The sequence below is a fragment of the Roseomonas sp. HF4 genome, assembly GCF_005222755.1.
GTDB lineage: Bacteria > Pseudomonadota > Alphaproteobacteria > Acetobacterales > Acetobacteraceae > Neoroseomonas.
This window is the reverse complement of record NZ_STGD01000013.1, coordinates 28396-48635: the sequence shown is the minus strand read 5'-3', so window position 1 is coordinate 48635 and position 20240 is coordinate 28396. Positions and strand designations below refer to the sequence as shown.

General features: G+C 72.0%; 21 protein-coding genes. 12 read left to right on the top strand and 9 right to left on the bottom strand.

Annotation, left to right across the window (positions count from 1 at the left end; all coding sequences use genetic code 11):
* The first annotated feature begins 10 nt into the window (after positions 1-10).
* Entirely contained in the window at positions 11-547 is a 537-nt protein-coding gene (locus tag E8M80_RS18660) for an NUDIX domain-containing protein (protein ID WP_137127233.1), read from the top strand.
* Positions 544-897, top strand: a complete 354-nt coding sequence (locus tag E8M80_RS18655) for a hypothetical protein (RefSeq protein WP_137127232.1) — start codon at positions 544-546, stop codon at positions 895-897. The genes E8M80_RS18660 and E8M80_RS18655 overlap by 4 nt, the downstream gene beginning before the upstream one ends.
* Here E8M80_RS18655 and E8M80_RS18650 read toward each other — a convergent pair.
* Positions 891-2516, bottom strand: coding sequence for a tetratricopeptide repeat protein (locus E8M80_RS18650; RefSeq protein WP_137127231.1), 1626 nt, complete (start codon positions 2514-2516; stop codon positions 891-893). The genes E8M80_RS18655 and E8M80_RS18650 overlap by 7 nt on opposite strands.
* Positions 2516-2800: a BolA family protein gene (locus E8M80_RS18645; RefSeq protein ID WP_370287461.1), complete on the bottom strand. Its 285-nt coding sequence runs from the start codon at positions 2798-2800 to the stop codon at positions 2516-2518. Before E8M80_RS18645 ends, E8M80_RS18650 begins: the two co-directional genes overlap by 1 nt.
* Positions 2801-2919: 119 nt before the next feature.
* Between E8M80_RS18645 and E8M80_RS18640 the strand changes: the two genes are divergently transcribed.
* The 6 genes from E8M80_RS18640 (at position 2920) to E8M80_RS18615 (ending at position 9783) form a co-directional block, all read left to right on the top strand.
* Positions 2920-3531: a J domain-containing protein gene (locus tag E8M80_RS18640; protein WP_137127230.1), complete on the top strand. Its 612-nt coding sequence runs from the start codon at positions 2920-2922 to the stop codon at positions 3529-3531.
* A gap of 56 nt (positions 3532-3587) precedes the next feature.
* Complete coding sequence (gene cobS / locus E8M80_RS18635) at positions 3588-4592, top strand: cobaltochelatase subunit CobS (protein ID WP_137127229.1); 1005 nt, start codon at positions 3588-3590, stop codon at positions 4590-4592.
* Between the two features lie 149 nt (positions 4593-4741).
* The gene (gene cobT, locus E8M80_RS18630) at positions 4742-6616 is read left to right on the top strand and encodes a cobaltochelatase subunit CobT (RefSeq protein WP_137127228.1); all 1875 of its coding nucleotides are present in this window, start codon (positions 4742-4744) and stop codon (positions 6614-6616) included.
* Positions 6617-6734: 118 nt separating this feature from the next.
* Positions 6735-7601, top strand: a complete 867-nt coding sequence (locus E8M80_RS18625) for an esterase-like activity of phytase family protein (protein ID WP_170979497.1) — start codon at positions 6735-6737, stop codon at positions 7599-7601.
* A 57-nt stretch (positions 7602-7658) separates the two neighbouring features.
* On the top strand, positions 7659-8402 hold the full coding sequence (locus tag E8M80_RS18620; protein WP_137127226.1) for a metallophosphoesterase: 744 nt from the start codon (positions 7659-7661) through the stop codon (positions 8400-8402).
* Positions 8403-8406: 4 nt separating this feature from the next.
* Positions 8407-9783, top strand: a complete 1377-nt coding sequence (locus E8M80_RS18615) for a bifunctional serine/threonine-protein kinase/universal stress protein (RefSeq protein ID WP_137127225.1) — start codon at positions 8407-8409, stop codon at positions 9781-9783.
* Positions 9784-9801: 18 nt separating this feature from the next.
* On the opposite strand, the gene E8M80_RS18610 is transcribed toward E8M80_RS18615, so the two are convergent.
* Positions 9802-10305, bottom strand: coding sequence for a hypothetical protein (locus E8M80_RS18610; protein WP_137127224.1), 504 nt, complete (start codon positions 10303-10305; stop codon positions 9802-9804).
* Positions 10306-10440: 135 nt separating this feature from the next.
* On the opposite strand from E8M80_RS18610, the gene E8M80_RS18605 reads away from it, so the two are divergent.
* A complete protein-coding gene (locus E8M80_RS18605) occupies positions 10441-11409 on the top strand; it encodes a LysR substrate-binding domain-containing protein (RefSeq protein ID WP_170979496.1) in 969 nt (322 codons plus the stop codon).
* Here the strand turns inward: E8M80_RS18605 and E8M80_RS18600 are convergent, their stop codons facing one another.
* Positions 11410-13014 carry a peptide chain release factor 3 gene (locus tag E8M80_RS18600; protein ID WP_137127222.1) on the bottom strand — a complete coding sequence of 535 codons (1605 nt, stop codon included), beginning with the start codon at positions 13012-13014 and terminating at the stop codon, positions 11410-11412.
* A gap of 183 nt (positions 13015-13197) precedes the next feature.
* Between E8M80_RS18600 and E8M80_RS18595 the strand changes: the two genes are divergently transcribed.
* The 3 genes from E8M80_RS18595 (at position 13198) to E8M80_RS18585 (ending at position 15556) form a co-directional block, all read left to right on the top strand.
* Positions 13198-13656: a hypothetical protein gene (locus E8M80_RS18595; protein WP_137127221.1), complete on the top strand. Its 459-nt coding sequence runs from the start codon at positions 13198-13200 to the stop codon at positions 13654-13656.
* 111 nt (positions 13657-13767) lie between these two features.
* The gene (gene galU, locus E8M80_RS18590; RefSeq protein ID WP_137127220.1) at positions 13768-14640 is read left to right on the top strand and encodes a UTP--glucose-1-phosphate uridylyltransferase GalU; all 873 of its coding nucleotides are present in this window, start codon (positions 13768-13770) and stop codon (positions 14638-14640) included.
* Positions 14633-15556, top strand: coding sequence for a polysaccharide deacetylase family protein (locus tag E8M80_RS18585; RefSeq protein ID WP_206035669.1), 924 nt, complete (start codon positions 14633-14635; stop codon positions 15554-15556). The genes galU and E8M80_RS18585 overlap by 8 nt, the downstream gene beginning before the upstream one ends.
* Before the next feature lie 108 nt (positions 15557-15664).
* Here the strand turns inward: E8M80_RS18585 and E8M80_RS18580 are convergent, their stop codons facing one another.
* Genes E8M80_RS18580 through E8M80_RS18560 form a run of 5 tightly spaced genes read right to left on the bottom strand, consistent with a single transcriptional unit; the run spans position 15665 to position 19828 of the window.
* The gene (locus tag E8M80_RS18580) at positions 15665-16126 is read right to left on the bottom strand and encodes a DsrE family protein (RefSeq protein WP_137127219.1); all 462 of its coding nucleotides are present in this window, start codon (positions 16124-16126) and stop codon (positions 15665-15667) included.
* A gap of 32 nt (positions 16127-16158) precedes the next feature.
* Entirely contained in the window at positions 16159-16914 is a 756-nt protein-coding gene (locus tag E8M80_RS18575; protein ID WP_170979495.1) for a c-type cytochrome, read from the bottom strand.
* Positions 16907-18187 carry a sulfite dehydrogenase gene (gene soxC / locus E8M80_RS18570; protein WP_137127217.1) on the bottom strand — a complete coding sequence of 427 codons (1281 nt, stop codon included), beginning with the start codon at positions 18185-18187 and terminating at the stop codon, positions 16907-16909. Before soxC ends, E8M80_RS18575 begins: the two co-directional genes overlap by 8 nt.
* Positions 18188-18218: 31 nt before the next feature.
* Positions 18219-19514 carry an NAD(P)/FAD-dependent oxidoreductase gene (locus E8M80_RS18565; protein WP_137127216.1) on the bottom strand — a complete coding sequence of 432 codons (1296 nt, stop codon included), beginning with the start codon at positions 19512-19514 and terminating at the stop codon, positions 18219-18221.
* Between the two features lie 14 nt (positions 19515-19528).
* Positions 19529-19828, bottom strand: a complete 300-nt coding sequence (locus E8M80_RS18560; protein ID WP_206035668.1) for a c-type cytochrome — start codon at positions 19826-19828, stop codon at positions 19529-19531.
* Positions 19829-20240: the final 412 nt, after the last annotated feature.

Below are 20240 nucleotides of genomic sequence, written 5' to 3'. Positions count from 1 at the left end.
TCCTGCCGGCATGTCCCGTTTCGTCCGGCGCATCCCCGAAGGCGACGACCGCGAGCGCCTGATGTGCCCCGATTGCGGGCACGTGGCCTACGAAAACCCAAAGGTGGTGGTGGGCTCCATCGTCGCCGAAGGCGACACCGTCCTGCTCTGCCGCCGCGCGATCGAGCCGCGCTCGGGCTTCTGGACCATTCCCGCCGGCTACATGGAAATGGGCGAGACCGTCGAGGAAGGTGCCCGCCGGGAGGCCTGGGAGGAAGCGCGCGCGTGCATCGCGCTCGAGGGCGTGCTCGCCGTCTATTCCATCGCCCGCCTTGGCCAAGTGCAGGTCATCTTCCGCGCCCGGCTGGCGGAACCGGGCTTCGAGGCGGGGCCCGAAAGCCTGGAGGTGCGGCGCTTCGCCTGGGGCGACATTCCCTGGGACGATCTCGCCTTTCCCTCCGTCCGGTGGGCGCTGCGCGCCTGGCGGGAGGGCCCCGCGGGCGGCGTCGCGCTGAACCCTTCGGAGGATCCCCGGGGCATCCGGCCGCTGCCCGGGGGGGAAGCGTGAAGCGCCGCGTTGCCCTGTTCGCCAGCCTTCTCCTCCTGCCCGGCCCGCTCGCGGCCCAGTCGCCTCCGGCGGGTCGGCGGCGCCACCGCAACGATCCGATCCCGCTGCCGCCGCCCTCGCCGCCCGATGCGCTGACCTGGGCCCCTGCCCCGGTGCCGGACCGCGACCTTGAGGCGCCGCGCGGAGACAGGTCGCGCGAGGGTGCACCCAGGCTCGACCCCGCTCTCATCGACCCGAACGCGCCGCGGGTCGGCACCGCGCGCGACTCGAGCAATCCCCAGGATGTCGAGGATCGGCTGCTACGCCAGCCGGCGCCGGGCGCCCGCCTGCGCGTGCCCTTCACCTACTGACCAGGCCGCACCCGACCGAACAGGCCGCGAAGCCCGGCCCGCAGGCGCGCGCGAAGGCCTGCCGGCCGCGTCAAGGCGCGCAGGCGCGCGGCGATCGCGGCCTCCCCCGGCATCAGCGCCAAGCCACGGCGCAGGGCGCCCAGGGCGTCCGTCCGGCGGCCCTGTGCCTCGAGCGCGTCGGCCAGGCCGAGCCACGCGTCGGCACGCCCGGGGAAGCCGCGCTGCAGTCGCCGAAAGAGCCGCTCGGCCCTCGCCGCCTCCCCGCCCGACAGCAGCAGCCGGGCAAGCAGCGCGAGGGCATCGGCATGGCCCGGCAGCCGCGTCGCGGCGCGCTGGGCCATCGCTGTGGCCTGTGCAGTCTCGCCCCGGTCGGCGAGCACGACGGCAAGGCCATAAAGCGCCATGCCACACCCGGCCTGGCGCGCCAGCACCGCGCGGAACACCCGCTCGGCTTCCTGCTGGTGCGCGCGTCCCGCCGCGATCAGGAGGTGCCCGTAGTGGCTCGCAAGATCGACATCCGCCGGCCGGGTCGCATGTGCGGCACGCGCGACGTCGAGCGCTTCCGCCATGCGGCCCTGCGCGGCCAGCGCCAGGCTCAGCCCGATTTCCAGATCGGGCGCGGCGCCCAGCTTGCGCGCATGGCGGAAGGCGGCCTCGGCTTCCGCCGGCGGCGCGGCGGCAAGCAGCACATGCGCCGCGCGGGCGACCGCGACGGCGGCGCAGGGGGCCTCGTCCAGCAAAGCCCGGCAGATTGCGGCAGCCTCTGGCTTTCGGCCGGCCTCGACCAGGCGCTGCGCCCGGTCGGCCATGGCTTCGACACGCTCAGCGGCCAGGACCGGCGCCGGGACCCGGAGCGCGGCGGCGCGGTCCCACAACGTCGCGGCCAGGCGTGCATGGCCATGGCGCAGGGCGGCACGTCCCATCATGCGGAACCAATGGCCCGACTGCGCCCGGCGCGCCTTCAGCAGCGTGCGCATGGCCGCGATGTCGCCCGCCAGCGCTGGTTCCAGGATCTCGGCCAGCGCGTCGGAGCCCGCGAGCAGCCAGATCGCGGCATGGCCAGCCAGGGGTGCCCGCAACAGGTGAACGGGGCCCGCGGCCGCCACCATCGCCGCATGCGGCCAGTCCGTCGGATCGTAGGGGTCGGCCAGCACGGCAGCGAAGGGTGCCAGGTCCTCGGCGGCGATGCGCATCCCCGCATGCAGCCCGGGCCGGTGGAAGCGATGGAAGCGGTCGTCGGAGGGCACCTCTGCCGGCGAGATGCTCGCCTGCGGCGAAACCGCGAGCGCGCCGGACACGCCAAGCAACGCGCCGTGCTTGAGCGCGGCGTAGGCGCCCATGCTGTAGCCGTAGGCGATGCTACGCGGCTTCAGCGCGGCGCGCACCAGGGGGGCCGCGGCACGGACGGAGCCGACGGGGTACCAGTTCTCCCGCTTTGCGACGAAGCCTATCGCGTCGCGCCCGAGCTTTTCGGCCGCCTCGCGGCCCCAGAAGTGGGCCCCGGCGGGCCGGAAGGTGAGATCGGCGAAGGTGACGAGCGTGTGATCCGACGGGCCGGGCCGATGCAACACCAGGATTTCCCGGTCTTCGAACAGCACCCGGGTGTCGGCCCCGGGCATCAGCGGGCGGCCGCTTCCTCGGGCGTCAGCAGGCGAAGCGCGAGGGCGTGGAGACCGGTGCGGAACTCGGCGTCAAGCGTGGCATGGACGGCGCGCGAGCGCGCGACGCGCGACTGCCCGGCGAAGGCGGGCGCGACGACGAGGACGCTGTAGTGCGTCTCGCCCTCCGGCCGCGCGCCGGCGTGGCCCGCATGTTGCGCGCTGTCGTCCTGCACCTCGATGCGGGCGGCGGGAAAGGCTGCCTCGAGGGCGGCGCGGATGCGGTCGGCACGGTTCTGCATCATGGGGGCTTTTCGGGTCTTTGGCGGGCGGTGCCAAGGGGCGTCGCGCGACTTTGCATCATGCGTGTTTGCGGGACGTTACGCCGCTTGCGGTCGGGCGGGACGCTGCCCATAAGGATCGGATGCGCCGACATGGCAGGAAGGCCGCGCCGGAATTCGAGCCCGCCGGCGAACCGCCCCGCCGCTGCGATCATCCGGGCTGCCTGGAGCCCGGGCTGTTCCGCGCGCCGCGCGACCGCCGCCTGATGGATTTCCTCTGGTTCTGCCTGCCGCATGTCCGCGCCTACAATGCGGCCTGGGATTTCTACAAGGGCATGGGGCCCCACGAGATCGAGGCAGCGCTGCGCGCCGACACATCCTGGCAACGCCCGTCCTGGCCGCTCGGGCGGCTCGGCGGCGCGGGCCGGTTCGACCCCGAATTGCTGCGCGACCCGCTTTCGGTGCTCGGGCAGGAGGCGCCGACGTCGCGCCGCCGCCCCCGGGAGGAGACGCAGGCGCCGCCCGAACTGCGCGCCGCGCTCGAACTGCTCGGCCTCTCCTGGCCGCTCGACCAGGGGGAACTGCGCGCGCGCTACAAGGACCTCGCGAAGCGCCACCACCCGGATGCGACGGGCGGGGATCGCAGCGCGGAGGAGAAGTTCAAGGACATCAACCGCGCCTACAGCCTGCTGAAGCGCCGCGTTCCCGCGCGCGCCGGCCAGCATGCGCCGGCCGAGGCCGCAGCGGCCGGGTAGCCGGATCGCCGCGCGACCCCTAGTATGGTCTTCTCTGTGACGGAACCGGACTCGCGATGAACAAGGTTGCCCAGATTTCCGAAATCCGCCCGACCTCGGCAATCGAGGCCCCGGACACCAAGGTGAAGGCACGCGAGGCCTTCGGGATCGACATCGACCTCGAGGTGCCGGCCTTCTCGGTGCGCACGGAGCACGTGCCGGAAATCGACCACACCTATCGCTTCGACAAGGAGACGACGCTCGCGATCGTTGCGGGCTTCACCTTCAATCGGCGCGTGATGATCCAGGGCTACCACGGCACCGGGAAGTCCACGCATATCGAGCAGGTGGCCGCGCGGCTCAACTGGCCTTGCATCCGCGTCAACCTCGACAGCCACATCAGCCGCATCGACCTGATCGGCAAGGACGCGATCGTCCTGAAGGACGGCAAGCAGGTCACGGAATTCCGCGAAGGCATCCTGCCCTGGGCGCTGCAGCACCCCTGTGCGCTGGTGTTCGACGAATACGATGCCGGCCGCCCGGACGTGATGTTCGTGATCCAGCGCGTGCTGGAGGTGGAGGGCAAGCTCACGCTGCTCGACCAGAACAAGGTGATCCGGCCGAACCCTTGGTTCCGCCTGTTCGCGACGGCCAACACGGTCGGCCTGGGCGACACGACGGGCCTCTATCACGGCACGCAGCAGATCAACCAGGGCCAGATGGACCGCTGGTCGATCGTGGCGACGCTGAACTACCTGCCGCACCGGCAGGAAACCGACATCGTGCTCGCCAAGATGGGCGCCGAGGGCGATCCGAAGATGAAGAAGCAGGTCGAGGCGATGGTCGCGCTCGCCGACCTGACCCGCGCCGGCTTCATCGCGGGCGACATCAGCACGGTGATGTCGCCGCGCACGGTCATCACCTGGGCCGAGAACGCGCGCATCTTCGGCGACATCGGCTTCGCCTTCCGCCTGACCTTCCTCAACAAGTGCGACGAGGCGGAGCGCGCGACGGTGGCCGAGTACTACCAGCGCTGCTTCAACGAGGAAGTCTCGACGGGACTGCTGAAGAAGGCAGGGTGAGCAAGGCGTGGCAGGCGCGGGACATCCCGCCCTTGCCGATGCAGTAACGCAGACGGCCGTCCTGATGACGAAGCCCCGCAGCGCCGCAGTCGCGAGGAGCGAAGTCTGAATCGGGCCGGCCCCGCCGAAGCGCAGCGGAGGCCAAGCACATGTCCGGCAAGCAGGACCTGACGCGCCAGGAAGAGTTCAAGCGCGCCACCGCCGGCGCACTGCGCGCTGTCGCGCATGCCGACCCGGAGGTGCAGGTGGCCTTCCAGCCCGGCCCCTCGGGCGTCGCTGGCAAGCGCGTGCGCCTGCCGCTGCCCACACGCGCCCTGCCGCCGGCCGAGATGGCGAAGCTGCGCGGCGCGGCCGATGCCGCCGCGCTGCGCCTGCGCCACCACGACGAGAGCCTGCACGCAAGCCGCATTCCCGGCCGGCGCGAGGCGCGCGAGGTGTTCGACGCGCTGGAGCAGGTGCGCGTCGAGACTGTCGGCTCGAAGTTCATGGAAGGCGTGGCCGCCAACCTGCGCGCCAAGCTCGCCGAGGAATGCGAGGCCGAGGGTTACGACCGCATGACGCGGAAGGACCAGCTGCCGCTCCCGGCGGCGCTAGGCCTGATCGCGCGCGAACGCCTGACCGGCCAGCCGGCACCGGAGATCGCGCATCGCGTGCTCGACCTCTGGCGCGACACGCTCGGCCCCGCGGCCGACGATGCGCTGGCCGAGATGGCGGTCAGCGCCGACGACCAGGCAGCCTATGCGAAGGCGGCGCGCAAGTTGCTGACCGCGCTGGACCTGGCGGAAGCGGAGGTCGAGGCCGAGAGCGAGCAGCAGGACGAGGAAGGCGAGGAAGGCGGCGAGAGCAGCCCGCAGCAGGACCAGTCCGGCGAGGGCCAGAGCCAGTCCGAGCAGGAGGAGCAGATGCTGGGCGCGCAGCCCGAGCAGATGCAGGGCGAGGCCTCCGACGAGGAGGCCGAGGAGACCGAGGAGGACGGTGCCGCCGCCGATGGCGACGACAAGCCCGGCGGCCCGCAGCAGCGCCGCGAGGTGCCGCAGGTCGACGACACCACGCGCTACCACGCCTTCACGACGCAGTTCGACGAGGTGGTCGAGGCCGAGGACCTCTGCGACCCGGACGAGTTGAACCGGCTGCGCCAGCAGCTCGACCAGCAGCTCAGCCACCTGCAGGGCGTCGTCTCCAAGCTCGCGAACCGGCTGCAGCGCCGCCTGCTGGCGCAGCAGCAGCGCGCCTGGGAATTCGACCTCGAGGAAGGCATCCTCGACGCCGCGCGGCTCACGCGCGTCGTCACCAACCCGATGCACGCGCTGTCCTACAAGCACGAGCGCGACACGGATTTCCGTGACACCGTCGTGTCGCTGCTGATCGACAATTCGGGCTCGATGCGCGGGCGCCCCATCACGGTGGCGGCGATGTGCTGCGACATCCTGGCGCGCACGCTGGAACGCTGCTCGGTCAAGACCGAGATCCTCGGCTTCACGACCCGCGCGTGGAAGGGCGGTCAATCCCGCGAGCGCTGGGTGCAGGAGGGCAAGCCGCGCAATCCCGGCCGCCTCAACGACCTGCGCCATGTCGTCTACAAGGCCGCGGATGCGCCCTGGCGTCGCGCGCGCAAGAACCTCGGGCTGATGCTGCGCGAGGGGCTTCTGAAGGAGAACATCGACGGCGAGGCGCTGGAATGGGCCTATCGGCGCCTTCTGCCGCGGCCGGAACACCGGCGCATCCTGATGGTGATCAGCGACGGCGCGCCGGTCGATGACAGCACCCTGTCGGTGAACCCGGGCAACTACCTCGAGCGCCACCTGCGCAAGGTCATCCACGAGATCGAGGGCCGCAACCAGGTCGAGCTGATCGCCATCGGCATCGGCCACGACGTCACGCGCTACTACCGCCGCGCGGTTACCATCGTGGACGCCGAGGAACTCGGCGGGACGATGATGAAGAAGCTGGCCGAGCTGTTCGACGAGGACGCCGCCGAGGCGTGGCAGCGCGCTGCGGCCGAGCGTAGCCCCGTGCTGATCTGATGCGGCGCGGCGCGGCCCGGGGGCTCCGCCGCTGACGACACGGCGTGGCGTCCTTGCCGCGGCTGCGCTGCTCGGCTCCTGCGCCGCCGCGCCGGGCGGCCGCACCCCGGCCGGACGGGTGCTGCCGCCGGTGCCGCTGGACGGCCTGCTCCGCAGCCTCGGCGGCTTCGAGATCGACGCGGACCGGCTCGGCGCCGCTAACCTCTCGGGCCTGCATCTCGATGCCGACCTGGTGGCCAGCTTCGTGGACGACCGCGGCCGCTGGGCGCAGGCACGCATCGGGCTCGACGCCGCGGGCCGGGCGGCGACGCTCGTGCCGCTCGGCGCCGGGCCGCTGCGCGACGGCGGCGGCCGGCCGCTCCGGCGCGGCCGCGCGGCGGATGCCGAGGCGCTGGCCCGCCTGCCCGACGGCACCTGGCTCGTGGCCTTCGAACGATGGCACCGCATCCGGGCCTATGGCCGCCTCGACGGCCCCGGCACCTATGTAGAGGCGCCACCGGGGCTCGACCGCGCCCCCGGCAATGGCGGTCTCGAGAGCCTCGCCGTGCTGGCGGACGGGCGGCTGTTCGCCCTGACCGAGGACCTGGCCCCGGACGGGGCGCCGGCGCTGCGGCAGGGCTGGATCGGCACGCCCGGCCGCTGGATGCCCGTCGCCTGGCGACCAGGGTCGGATTTCGCGCCGGTGGATGCCGCGGGCCTGCCCGATGGCGGGGCGCTGGTGCTCGAACGGCGCTTCAGCCTGCTCGGCGGCTTTGCCGCCCGGCTGGTGCGGTTGGCGGCCGCGACGCTCGCCACGGCGCGCCCCGGGGCGGTGCTGGCCGGGGAGGAGGTGCTGCGCCTCGACGGCGCGCCGTTGCCGGCCGAGAACTGGGAAGGCGTAGCGGCCGTGCGCCATGGCGGGCGCACCCTCGTCAGCCTCGTCGCCGACGACAACGAGAGCCGGTTCCAGCGCAGCCTGCTGCTGCTGTTCGTCCTGGCCGATTGAGCCCGCCCGGCGATCGGATTACGCCCCGGCCACTATCTGTCCTAGGATCGCCCCGCTTTGCGCATCGCGATCCTCGCCGACATCCACGGCAACCTCGAAGCGTTCCGCGCCTGCCTCGAGCATGCCCGCACCGGCGGGGCGGACCGCGTCGTGCTGCTTGGTGACCTCGTGGGCTACGGCGCGGACCCGGAGGCGGTGCTCGACCTGGCGGTGCAGGAAGTCGCGGCCGGCGCGCTCGCGCTGCTCGGGAACCATGACGAGGCCGCCGCGGCCGGGCGCAGTCCCGGCATGAACGACGTGGCCGCAGCCGCCATCGCCTGGACGCACCGTAGGCTCGATCCCGGGCAGCGCCGCTTCCTCGCAGGCCTGCCGCTGAGCGCCGAGATCGAGGGCTGCCTGCTCGTCCACGCCGAGGCGTCTGACCCCGGCGCCTGGCACTATGTCACGGATGCCGAGGCGGCGCGCCGGAGCCTCGACGCGACCGAGGCGGCGATCACCGTCTGCGGCCATGTGCATCGGCCGGCGCTCTACAGCCTCGGGGAGTCCGGGAAGTTGACGCCGTTCCGGCCGGTCACGGGGGCGCCCGTGCCGTTGGCACGGAGCCGCCGCTGGCTTGCCGTGCTCGGCGCGGTCGGCCAGCCGCGCGACAGCAACCCGGCCGCCTGCTACGGCATGCTCGACACGACGACGCCGGAAATCACATGGGTCCGCGTGCCCTACGACATCGCCGCGGCCGCATCGAAGATCCGTGCCGCCGGCCTGCCGGAGCGGCTTGCCGACCGGCTGTTCCTGGGTCGCTGAGCGGATGGCCCGGCCGGGCGCCCGCATCGACGGCTTCGAACTCGGCGAGGTGCTGCACGAAGGCGGCATGGCGCTGCTGTTCCGCGTGACCCACCCGGACCACACGCTGCCGCTGCTGATGAAGGTGCCGCGCCTGCGCCCAGGGGAGGACCCGGCCGCCATCGTCTCCTTCGAGATGGAGCAGATGATCCTGCCGCGGCTGTCCGGGCCGCACGTGCCGCTCTTCGTCGCGCAGGCGGGCTTCGAGGTCGACCCGTACGTCGTGATGGAGCGGATCGAGGGGCCGAGCCTGTCGGCCCGGCTGCGCGACCTGCCGCTGCCGCCCGAGGAGGTCGCCACGATCGGTGCCGCCGTGGCCGAGGCGCTGGACGACCTGCATCGCCAGCACGTCGTCCACCTCGACGTGAAGCCGGCCAATATCCTGTTCCGTCCCGACGGCACCGCGGTGATGGCGGATTTCGGCCTGGCGCACCACGAACAGCTCCCCGACCTGATGGCCGAGGAATTCCGCCTGCCCTACGGCAGCGCGCCCTACATGGCGCCCGAGCAGGCGCTCGGCCTGCGCAGCGACCCGCGCAGCGACCTCTTTGCCCTCGGCACGGTGCTGTACCAGCTGGCGACGGGGGAATTGCCCTTCGGCGCACCGCAGCACCTCCGCGCAGTGAAGCGCCGGCAGTGGCGGGACCCGGTGCCGCCGCGCCGGCGCAACCCAGCCATCCCGCCCTGGCTGCAGGAGATCATGCTCCGCTGCCTCGAGCCCGTCGCGGATCGTCGCTACCCCAGCGCCGCGCAGCTCGCCTTCGCGCTGCGCCACCCGGACCAGGTGGCGCTCGGCCCGCGGGCCACGAAGAAGCGGCGCGATCCGCCGCTGGTGGTGCTGCGCCGATGGCTGAGGCCCGAGCCCCCGGCGCCGCCGCCGCGCGGGACGGCGGGCCAGGTCGCCGGGGCTCCGATCTTCGCCGTGGCCCTCGACCTATCGCAGGGGGGCGAAGGGCTGGGCGCGCTGCTCCGCGACCAGATGGCCAAGATACTGGCCGGCCGGCCGGAAGCGCGGCTCGCCTGCCTCAACGTGCTGCGGGGCCCGAGCACCGGGGCGGAGGTGAACCCCCATGTCCGACGGCTGGTGGAACTGCGCCACTGGGCGCGCCCGCTCGGCCTGCCGGAGGCGCGCGTCACCTTCCACGTGCTGGAGGCGACCGACGCGGCGGAGGCGATCCTCGACTACGCCCGGGCCAACCGCGTCGACCATCTGGTCCTCGGCGCAAGGGAAAATTCGATGGCGCGCCGGCTGCTCGGCAGCGTGTCGGGCAAGGTCGCGGCGGAAGCACCCTGCAACGTGACGGTGGTTCGCCGGCGACGCCTCGACAACGCCGGAGCCTGACCGACAGGGCCTCCCCCGTTACGATTCGGGCGGCGGATCATCGGCCGCGTCGAACCGCGGCATCGCGACGGCGATGCGGTTCGATGCGTCCGCGATGGCGGGCATGGCCCGGGTCTCGGAACCTCGCCTTGCGCCACCCGCCGGCGCGATCGGAAGGACCGGCGGACGCGTCGGATACCCCTGGCGCTCCAGCGCCGCGTGCCGTTCCACCTCCGCGAGATACGCGGCGATCATGCGCTCGAAGCCCGAGAGCCCCTGCCGCCCGGCAAAGGCGCCTACGGCCGCCTGGATCCTGATCGACGCTGCGGCACCGAGCCCCGCCTGGGCACGGGCCAGGTGCGCCATCAGGATCGCCGACTGCGCCGGTGACAGCCTGGTCCAGGCGATGCCGCGGGCCAGCGCCGCAGCCTCGGCCGCGCGGATCTGCGTCGACAGCGCCGGCAGCCCCGCCGCACGGCTGGCCGGCATCGCGTCGCGCAGGACCTCGCGTAGCATCCGGCGCATCCGGAACTTGAAGAACACGGCGCTTTCGTCCCAAATCGTCTCGTGAGCGGGACGTCTCGATACGGGGCCGGCTCGTGCATTCCGAGAGAACGGTTTGCATCCCGTGCAACGAGGCTGTGCATGGAGCCCACCCTTGGCGCTGGAGGATCGGGCATGGCGACGCTCAAGGGTCTCGACCTGAACCTCCTGCTGGTTTTCGACGCACTGCATGAGACGCGGTCCGTGTCGCGTGCCGGCGAACGGCTCGGCCTGAGCCAATCGGCGACCAGCCATGCGCTGGCGCGGCTCAGGGATGCGTGTCGCGACGAGTTGTTCGTCCGCACGCCCACCGGCATGACGCCGACGCCAGTCGCCAACCGCATCTTCCCCGAGATCCGCGTCGCGCTGGAGACGCTCCGCAATTCGATCGAGGAGGCGCGCGGCTTCGACCCCGCGACCAGCACGCGCAGCTTCGAAATCGCCATCCCGCATCCGATGGGCCCCGACTACGCCTTGATCCTCCAGGACGCGGCACAGCGGGAGGCGCCCGGCGTGCGGCTGCGCTTCGACACCCGCACCCTGGCGGACGACGCGCCGGACCTGATGCGCGACGGGCGGCTCGATCTGGCGGTGGACTGGATCCCCGCCACCGACGATCGCTTCGTGAACCGCCGGCTGTTCGAGGACGGACTGGTCATCGCCGCACGCCGCGGCCACCCGCGGGCCTTCGCGGGCATGGGGTGGAAGGACCTCGCGCAGGAGCAATTCGTCCGCTGCCACCGCCGCGCGCCGGAGCGTCGGCCGCGGGCGCTGCAGGGGCGGCTCTGGGAGATGATGGCGGAGAGCCGCCTCACGGTCAGCGAATACCTCGAGGTGCCCTATGTCATCTCGCGCACCGACTATCTCGGCGTGCTGCCGCGCAGCATGGCGCGGATCGCGTCCGAGAAGTTCGGAATGGTGATCTCGGAGGTTCCGGGACGCCCCATCCGCATCCCGATCTGGCAGGTCTGGCATGAGGCACGCCGGCGGGATGCGGGCCACGCCTGGCTGCGGACACTGGTGCCGCGGGAGATGGTGGCGGCGGCGCGGGAGGCCGGATTGGGCGGCGCGCCCGCGGAAATGCTGGCCCCCGCCACCGAGTGATCAGGCGGGGGCCAGCCCGTGCTGCTCGCGCACCGGCAGGAAGCGGATCATCGGCCATTCCTCCTCGGCCCGCTTGCGCCGCCAGTCGCTGCCGAAGAAGGCGACCTGCTCGCCGTCGTGGTCCTCGGCCATGTCCATGCGGCTCGCGGCGGCGAAGCGTTCGATCGCGGCGCGGTCCTCGCTCGCCATCCAGCGCATCAGCGACCAGGGCGCGGCTTCGAAGGACGCGGGCACGCCGTATTCGGCGCGCAGCCGGGACTGCAGCACATCGAGCTGCAGCAGCCCGACCACGCCTACGATCGGCTGCGAGCCATCGAGCGGGCGGAACACCTGCACCACCCCCTCATCCGCCAGTTCGTCGAGCGCCTTGCGCAGCTTCTTGGCCAGCATCGGGTCGTCGAGCCGGACGCGGCGCAGGTGCTCCGGCGCAAAGGAGGGGACGCCCCGAAAGTTGAGCGGATCGCCCTCGGTCAGCGTATCCCCGATCCGGATGCCACCATGCGTCGCAATGCCGACAACGTCGCCCGGCCAGGCTTCCTCGGCCACCTGTCGGTCCTTGGCGAAGAAGAACAGCGGCGCGTTGACAGGAACCTGCTTGCCCGTGCGCACCTGGCGCAGGCGCATGCCCTTCTCCAGCCGGCCCGAGCAGATGCGCAGGAAGGCGACGCGGTCGCGGTGCTGCGGGTCCATGTTCGCCTGGATCTTGAAGACGAAGCCCGACAGCTTTGCTTCCTCCGGCCGCACGACGCGCACATCGGCCGCGCGCGGCCGGGGCGGCGGCGCGAAGCGGGCGAGGCCCTCCAACAGATGCTCGACGCCGAAGTCGCGCAGCGCCGAGCCGAAGAAGACCGGCGTGAGCGAGCCCTCGAGGAAGCGGTCCAGGTCGAACTCCGCGCAGCCGCCGGCCGCGAGTTCCGCCTGTTCGCGCAGCGTCGCCGCCAAACCCGCGGGCACATGCGCCTCTATCGCCGGGTCGTCGAGGCCGGAGAGCGGGATCACCGCGTCCGAGCCCAGCATTCGGAGCGAGGGGCGCAACAGGTCGTAGACGCCGCGCAACTCCGCCCCCTGCCCCACCGGCCAGGCCACGGGCGCTGCGTCGAGCGCCAGCGTCTTCTCGATCTCGTCCAGCAGGTCGAAGGGGTCGCGGCCTTCGCGGTCCATCTTGTTGACGAAGGTGATGATCGGGATGTCGCGCAGCCGGCAGACCTCGAACAGTTTGCGCGTCTGGCTCTCGATGCCCTTGGCGGCATCCAGCACCATCACGGCGGCGTCCACGGCCGTCAGCGTGCGGTAGGTATCCTCGGAGAAGTCCTCGTGGCCCGGCGTGTCCAGCAGGTTGAAGACCACGCCGTCGCGTTCGAAGGTCATGACCGAGGTCGCGACCGAGATGCCGCGCTCCTGCTCGATCTTCATCCAGTCGGATCGCGTGCGCCGCGCATTGCCCTTGGCGCGCACCTGGCCGGCGAGCTGGATGGCGCCGCCCTTGAGCAGCAGCTTCTCGGTCAGCGTCGTCTTGCCGGCATCGGGGTGCGCGATGATGGCGAAGGACCGGCGCCGCGCGGCCTCGGCGGCCACGCGGGCATCCGCGGGGAGGTGCATGTCCATGGTGGGCGGAACCTAGTGGCGCGGACGCCCGGCCGCCAGCCCGAACCGATCCGGGCGGCCATGCGCGACGGGCGACGCTTGCCGCCGGCGGCCCGGCAGGCCCAGACTGCGGCATCCCTGGCGGCGGCTCGCCCTCGGGGCCAGTGCAATCCGAGCGCCCCGCGCCCGACCGGAGACGACGCCATGGCCGACGAGACACCGCGCACGGGGCTGGGCCGCCGGCTCCTGTTGATCAACACGCCCGTGGCGGGCGCGGCGGTGGTCGCAGCGCCGGCGGCGGCGCAATCCGGGCGGAATGACGCCGACCCTAGCGATGCCCCGGGCCGCGGTCGCAGCGGCGTCACGGATGCCGACCCGAGCGACGGGCCCGGTCGCGGGCGCGGCCGTGCGGCCTCCGGCGTGACGGATTCCGACCCGAGCGACGGTCCGGGGCGCGGGCGCGGGCGGGCCGCCACGGGCGTGACCGATGCGGACCCGAGCGACGGTCCCGGGCGCGGGCGCGGGCGCGCAGCCTCCGGCGTGACCGATGCGGACCCGAGCGATGGTCCCGGGCGCGGGCGCGGCCGGCCGCCCTCCGGCCTGACCGACGCCGATCCGTCCGACGGCGCCGGCCGCGGCCGCGGCACGCGCCCGACCAAGTAGGCTCCGCGCTCGGCACGCAGGCGTTGCGCCCTCGGCCGGCATGCGCCTTATAGGCGGTGAAGCCGCGGCGCCGCCGCGGCGGTCCACACCGTCACGGAGGATGCTTCCCACGTGCCCCTGAAGCCGCTCAAGAAGGCCGTCCTGCCCGTCGCCGGCCTCGGCACCCGCTTCCTGCCCGCCACCAAGGCGATGGCGAAGGAAATGCTGCCGGTCGTCGACAAGCCTCTCATCCAGTACGCAGTGGAGGAGGCTCGGGCCGCTGGGATCGAGCAGTTCTGCTTCATCACCGGCCGCGGCAAGACCGCGATCGTCGAGCATTTCGACGTCGCCTTCGAGCTCGAGCGCACGCTCGAGGAACGGAAGAAGACCGCCGAGCTTGAGGCGCTGCGCGCGCAGTCCATGACGCCGGGATCGATCGTGACCGTGCGCCAGCAGGTCCCCCTCGGCCTCGGCCACGCGATCTGGTGCGCGCGGTCCTTCGTGGGCGAGGACCCCTTCGCCATCCTGCTGCCCGACGACCTGATGATGTGCGACACGCCCTGCACGCAGCAGTTGGCCGAAGCGTACCGCGAGACCGAGGGCAATGTCGTCGCGATCGAGGAAGTGCCGATGGAGCGGGTCAACCGCTACGGCGTGCTCGACGTGGCGGAGGACAAGGGGCGGCTCGTTTCGGTCAAGGGCCTGGTCGAGAAGCCGGCGCCGGAGAAGGCGCCGTCGAACCTCACCATCATCGGCCGCTACGTGCTGATGCCGGAGGTGATGGGCTTCCTCGCCCGGCTCGAGAAGGGCGCGGGCGGCGAGGTGCAGCTCACGGATTCCATGGCGAAGCTGATCGGCATGCAGCCCTTCCACGGGCTGCGCTACGAAGGCAAGCGCTTCGACTGCGGCGACAAGGCCGGCTTCCTGGAGGCGCAGGTCGCCTATGCATTGCAGCGCCCCGACCTCGGCCCCGCCATGCGCGCGATCCTGAAGGCCTATGGCTGAGGCCCGCCTGCCCGGCGGCATGCCACCCGCCTCGCGCGACTTGGCCGGCTACCGAGGCCGGCCGCCGGACCCGCAATGGCCAGGCGGCGCGCGGGTCGCGCTCTCCCTCGTGGTGAATGTCGAGGAAGGCGCGGAACTCGCGATCGGCAGCGGCGACGAGCGGAACGAGAGCGGACCCGAGACCGGGCAACTCGTGCAGGGCGCGCCCGACTTCTGCATGGAGACGCATTTCGCCTACGGATCGCGCGTCGCGCTCTGGCGGGTGCTCGACGTGCTGGATGCCTATGGCGCGAAGGCGACCTTCTCCTCCTGCGCCCGCGCCGTCGCCGTGACGCCGGCGCTGGCCGCCGAGCCGGCCGCGCGTGGGCACGAGGTCAGTGCCCATGGCTGGCGCTGGGAGATGCATGCCGGCATGGACGAGGCGACCGAGCGCGCGGTTATCGCGCAGACGGTCGCGACGCTGGCCGAACATGCCGGCACGCGGCCGGTCGGCTGGCACACCAAGTCGGCGCCCTCGGTCAACACGCGTCGGCTGCTGCTGGAGGAAGGCGGCTTCCTCTACGACAGCGACGTCTATGACGACGACCTGCCACGGCTGGTGCCGGGCGCCGCTGGCAGGCCCCATGTCATCCTCCCCTACGCCTTCGACACCAACGACATGCGCTTCCGGCCAGGGCAGGGCTTCGTCTTCGCCGAGGATTTCTCGCGCTACTGCATCGCCGCCTTCGACCGGCTGATGCAGGAAGGCGGCCGGATGATGTCGGTCGGGCTGCACCTGCGCACCATCGGGCGACCGGGGCGGATCGCGGGGCTGGAGCAGTTGCTCGAGCACGTGGCCAAGGCCGGCGACGCCGTCTGGGTGGCGCGCCGGGCGGATATCGCGCGGCACTGGATGGCGCGTTTCGGGCAGGGCTGAAGCCGGCCGGCGCATGCGTCGACCTGGACGGGCGGTGAAAAGGGCGGGGGAGATGAACCTCCCCCGAACCCCCGCTCGATTGAGGATGACCCCTCGGCAGGCCCACCATCAGATCCTGATGTAGGCGAACCCGTCCCACTGAAGTCGGCCGAGCTGCCCGACGCCGCTCGGCACCAGGTCCTCCTCGCTGGCGTCGTAGAGTTCGTCGAGCCGGATGTTGTTGTTGCTCAGCGTGATGCGGCAGATCTCGAAGCGGACGCCGGCGAGCTTCAGGTTGTCGACCGACGCCGCGACCTGCGGGCTGTGCCTGGCCGCGATGCGCAGGAGATTGACGCCCGGCCCATGCATCACGACGCGCAGGTCGAACTGCCCGCGCGTCAGCACGCTCAGGTGGTTGCCGACATTCACGAGGAACTGCCGGTAGAGGGCGAATTCCTCGCCGCCCGGCTGGTTCAGGTGATAGACGACCTTCTCGCGCGCGGTGCTCGCCTGTTGGGCGGCAGCGGGCGCCGCCGCGCCCAACCCGGCGATCGCCGCGATCCCGCCACGGCGACCAAGCTTTCCTGGCATCGTCCTGCTTCCCACCCTGTGTACGGGCCGCCCTATTGCGGCTCCGCCGTGCCGGATTCCGATCCCGGTCGCACGAATTGCCGGCTGTCCATGGTCACGGTGACGGGCCGCCCCTGGCGGCAATTCGTCATGCAGGCCTCGTTCGGCGTGTCCGGCCGCGCCTCGAGGACGAAGCCCTCGCGGTTCGGCATGGCGACGCGCGGCAGGCTGTCGCGGTCCATCACGTCCTCCTCCTGCACGAGTTCGTTGATGAAGAGGACATAGGCCGTCAGCGCGTAGTATTCGTCGTTCGTCAGGCTCTGTGGCGCCGCATACGGCATGGCGCGTCGGATGTAGTCGAAGACGCCCGGCGCATGCTGCCAGAAGGAGCCGACGGTGCGCCGTGGCTGGTCGCCCCGCAGGCTGCCACGCCCGCCCATCAGCGCCGGCCAGCGGTCGAGACCCTCCCCGAAATCGCCATGGCAGGCGGCGCAATGGGTGATGAACAACTCCTCCCCCTGCTTCGCCGTGCCGCGCCCGGGCGGAAGGTTCCGGCCATCGCCGCGGACGGCGATGTCCCAGCCCACGATCTCGGGCGCGGTGGCGGCGCGGCCGATTCCGGCGATCGGCGTGGGCAGCGCGGCGACCGCGGGCGCGGGCCAGGCGACATCGGCGCGCGTGCGCTCGCCCGGAGGCGCCTCGAAGGGGCGATACAGCGCCGTCATGTCTCGCGGCGCGGGCGCCTGCTGCGCCAGCGCGAAGCCGGCGATGGCGAGCAGCGGCGCGCCGATCGCGGCGGCCCTACGCATCGATCTGGACATTGACCACCGTCCCTTCGCGATCGACCAGCCAGGTATGGATGCTGTTCTTGTGGTAGATGCTCTCGGTGCCGCGCACGCGGCGCAGTTCGGGCAGCGTCGGCTGCACGCGTCCCGTCTCGTCCATCGCGCGGCTCTGCAGATACGCGGTCTGGCCCTCCCGCCATTCCCACGGAATGCGGAAGCGCGTCAGCGCCTTGGGCAGCACCGGGTCCTGCAGCGAGGCGCTGCGCCAGGTGTCGCCGCCATCGACCGACACATCGACGCGCGTGACGCGCCCGGCCCCCGACCACGCGAGGCCCGAGATCTCGACGAAGCCCGGCCTGCCGTTCAGCGGCTTCTCCGGGCAGGGCGCGGTGATGACGGAATTCACCTCGTTGACGAAGGTGAACTGGCGCGACAGGCCATCCGGCATCAGGTCGGTATAGGTGCGGGTTTCCCAGCGCGTGAACCAGGGGCGGTCGCCGACCTCGATGCGGCGGATCCACTTGATCCACATGTTGCCCTCGTAGCCGGGCAGCACCAGGCGCACCGGATAGCCCTGCTGCGGGCGCACCGCCTCCCCGTTCTGGCCGAAGGCGAGGAAGGCATCGTCCAGCGCCTTCGCGAGCGGGATCGACCGCGCGAGGTGCGCGGCGTCCGACGCCTCCGCCAGCAGCCAGGACGCGCCGCGGCGCAGCCCCGCCTGCGCAAGCAGCGCCTTCAGCGGCACGCCCGTCCATTCCGAGCAGGACAGCATGCCGTGGGTGAACTGCACGCCCGACATCTGCGCGCCACGCCATTCCATGCCGCCATTGGCCGGGCACTCGATGAAGTGGATGCGGCTGACCGAGGGCATCCGCTTCAGGTCCTCGAGCGTGAAGACCAGCGGGCGTTCGACCATGCCGTGGATCATCAGCCGCCAGTCGGCCGGGTCGATGTCCGGCACGCCGCCATGGTGGCGCTCGAAATGCAGGCCAGAGGGCGTCACGATGCCGTGCATCTCCGCCAGCGGCGTGAAGGAGACGGAGGAGACGCGGTCGGGCGTCAGCCAGGGCACGTAGCGGCGCACCGCGGTCTCGTGCCGGCTGCGCGTGCCGTAGGTTTCCTCGATGACGCCGGGGCCAAGGGTGCGGCTCCATTCGGGAAGGTTCGGTGGTAGGTTCTCGGCATTGCCGGAGGCCCGTGCGACGCCGCCCGCGCCGGCGAAACCCACCGCCGCGCCGGCACCAGCGCGCAACAGGCCGCGGCGCGACGGCCGTTCCACATCAACTCTCGTCGTCATTCGTCCTCCCTCCGGAAGTGGCCGGCAGTGGCTAGCCAAACATCTCGTTGGTGATGCTCTCGTACCAGCCGTCCGCGTAGAGCGCCTCGAGCTGGCGGTGCTGCGCGCGTCGCTCGGACGTCATGGTCGCGTTGCGCGGGCTGATGCCGCCCGAACCCTCCACCTCGGTCAGCGCGGTCGTGCTGGCGCGGTAGACCCCCACGACAGAGATGCCGTAGTCGGGCGCGACATGGCTGTAGCAGGTGTTGAAGAAGGTCGCGGGCGGCGGCGCGCGGCCCGCGAGCGACGCCGCGATGCAGGCGATCGCGTGCTTGCCCTGCGAGGAGGCCGCGAAGCCCGACTTCGGCATCGGCGCGGCGATGGTCGCGTCGCCCAGGACCCAGATGCCCTCGACCTGAGCGCTCTCGAAGGTGGCGGGCTTGACCGGGCACCAGCCCGACCGGTCGGCGAGGCCGGCATCGCGCGCGATCCTCGCCGCCATCTGCGGCGGGATGACGTTGACGACGCTGCCCTTCACCTTCTCGCCGAACTCGGTCTCGACCTCCATCGCGGCGGGATCGACACGCATCACGCGCCCGTCGTTCGAGGCGCCGCGCCACTGGATGATGCCGGGATAGAGTTCCGCCCAGGCATCCACGAACAGCGGCTGCTTGGAGAAGCCGTCCTTGGCGTCGAGCGCGATGATCCTGCTGCGCGGCTTCGCGCGCTTGAGGTACTCCGCGACCATGCTGATGCGTTCGTAGGGACCGGGCGGGCAGCGGAACGGGTTGCCCGGGATGGTCATGACGAAGGTGCCGCCGTCGGGCATCTCCTCGAGCTGGCGGCGGAGCAGGGTGATCGGCTGCAGCGAGGGTATCCAGCCATGCGGCATGCGCGCGCTGGCGGCCTCGTCATAGCCCTCGATCGCGCCCCAGCGCAGGTCGATGCCGGGCGACATGACCAGGCGGTCGTAGGGCACCTCGGCGCCGTCGGCGAGGCGGACGCGCTTCGCGGCCGCATCCACCGCCACGACGTCCTGGTGCACGACGCGCACGCCGCGCGCGGCGAGGCGCCCATAGCCGAAGGTGATGCTCGCGATGTCGCGCCGGCCGGCCAGCACCAGGTTGCCATAGGGGCAGGTCGTGAAGGTGCGGTTCCGCTCGATGAGCGTGACCTCGAGCGCGGGGAAGTGGTCGCGGGCGAAGCGCGCGGCGGAGGCGCCGCCGAAGCCGCCGCCGATGATGACGACGCGGCCCGCGCCCGCCTGCGCCCGCGCGAGGCGCGGCGCGGCAAGCCCGAGCGGCAGGTTGGACGCGATGGCCAGAAGGGCGCGGCGTTGCAGGCTCATGGCGTGCCTCCTTCTCACTGCGCGCGGGCGTAGTGGGCTGCGAGGACGGCGACCTGTTCGTCCGTGTAGCCACGGGCGATGCGCCCCATGACCGTCGCCTCGCGCTGGTTGGTGCGGAACGCCTGCATCAGCGAGACGAATTCGGCGCGCCCGTGGGCATCCTTGATCTGCGGAATGCCGTGGCCGCCCTGCCCAGCAATTCCGTGGCACCCCTGACAGGCGCCTGCGAGGACCACGGGATCCGGCGCCTGTGCGAGCGCCGGTGCGGCGGCAAACAGCAGGCAGGACAGAGCCATCGGAACCTTCATGGACACGATTTTCTCCTCCCCCGGACTTGCCGGGCACGGTATTTTAGGTAACCCTAATGGAATGTGCGGGCGCCCGTCCAGACCTTCGCGCTCGCGCACAGGTGAAATGGAGGAAACGCAATGCCTGACCGAGACGATCCGGCCGCGCGTTCCATCCCCGCGCCGACCGGCGCGGCTACGGGTCAGGACGCCACGGCCGGGCGGCGAGGCTTCGACCGACGCCGCGCAGGCGGCATCGAGGGCGCCCGCCATTCGGCGCCGATGCGGGCCAGGGCGAGCGACGGCCTGGCCTGGAGCGAAGCGACGCCGCGCGCTCGCCTGACGGATCGCAGGGCCGCGGTGCCGGAGTGCTCGGTAACGCGTGCGTGGCTGCGCAACCGGCGGCCGTTGAATGGCCCGGCCGCATACCGCCGCCAGC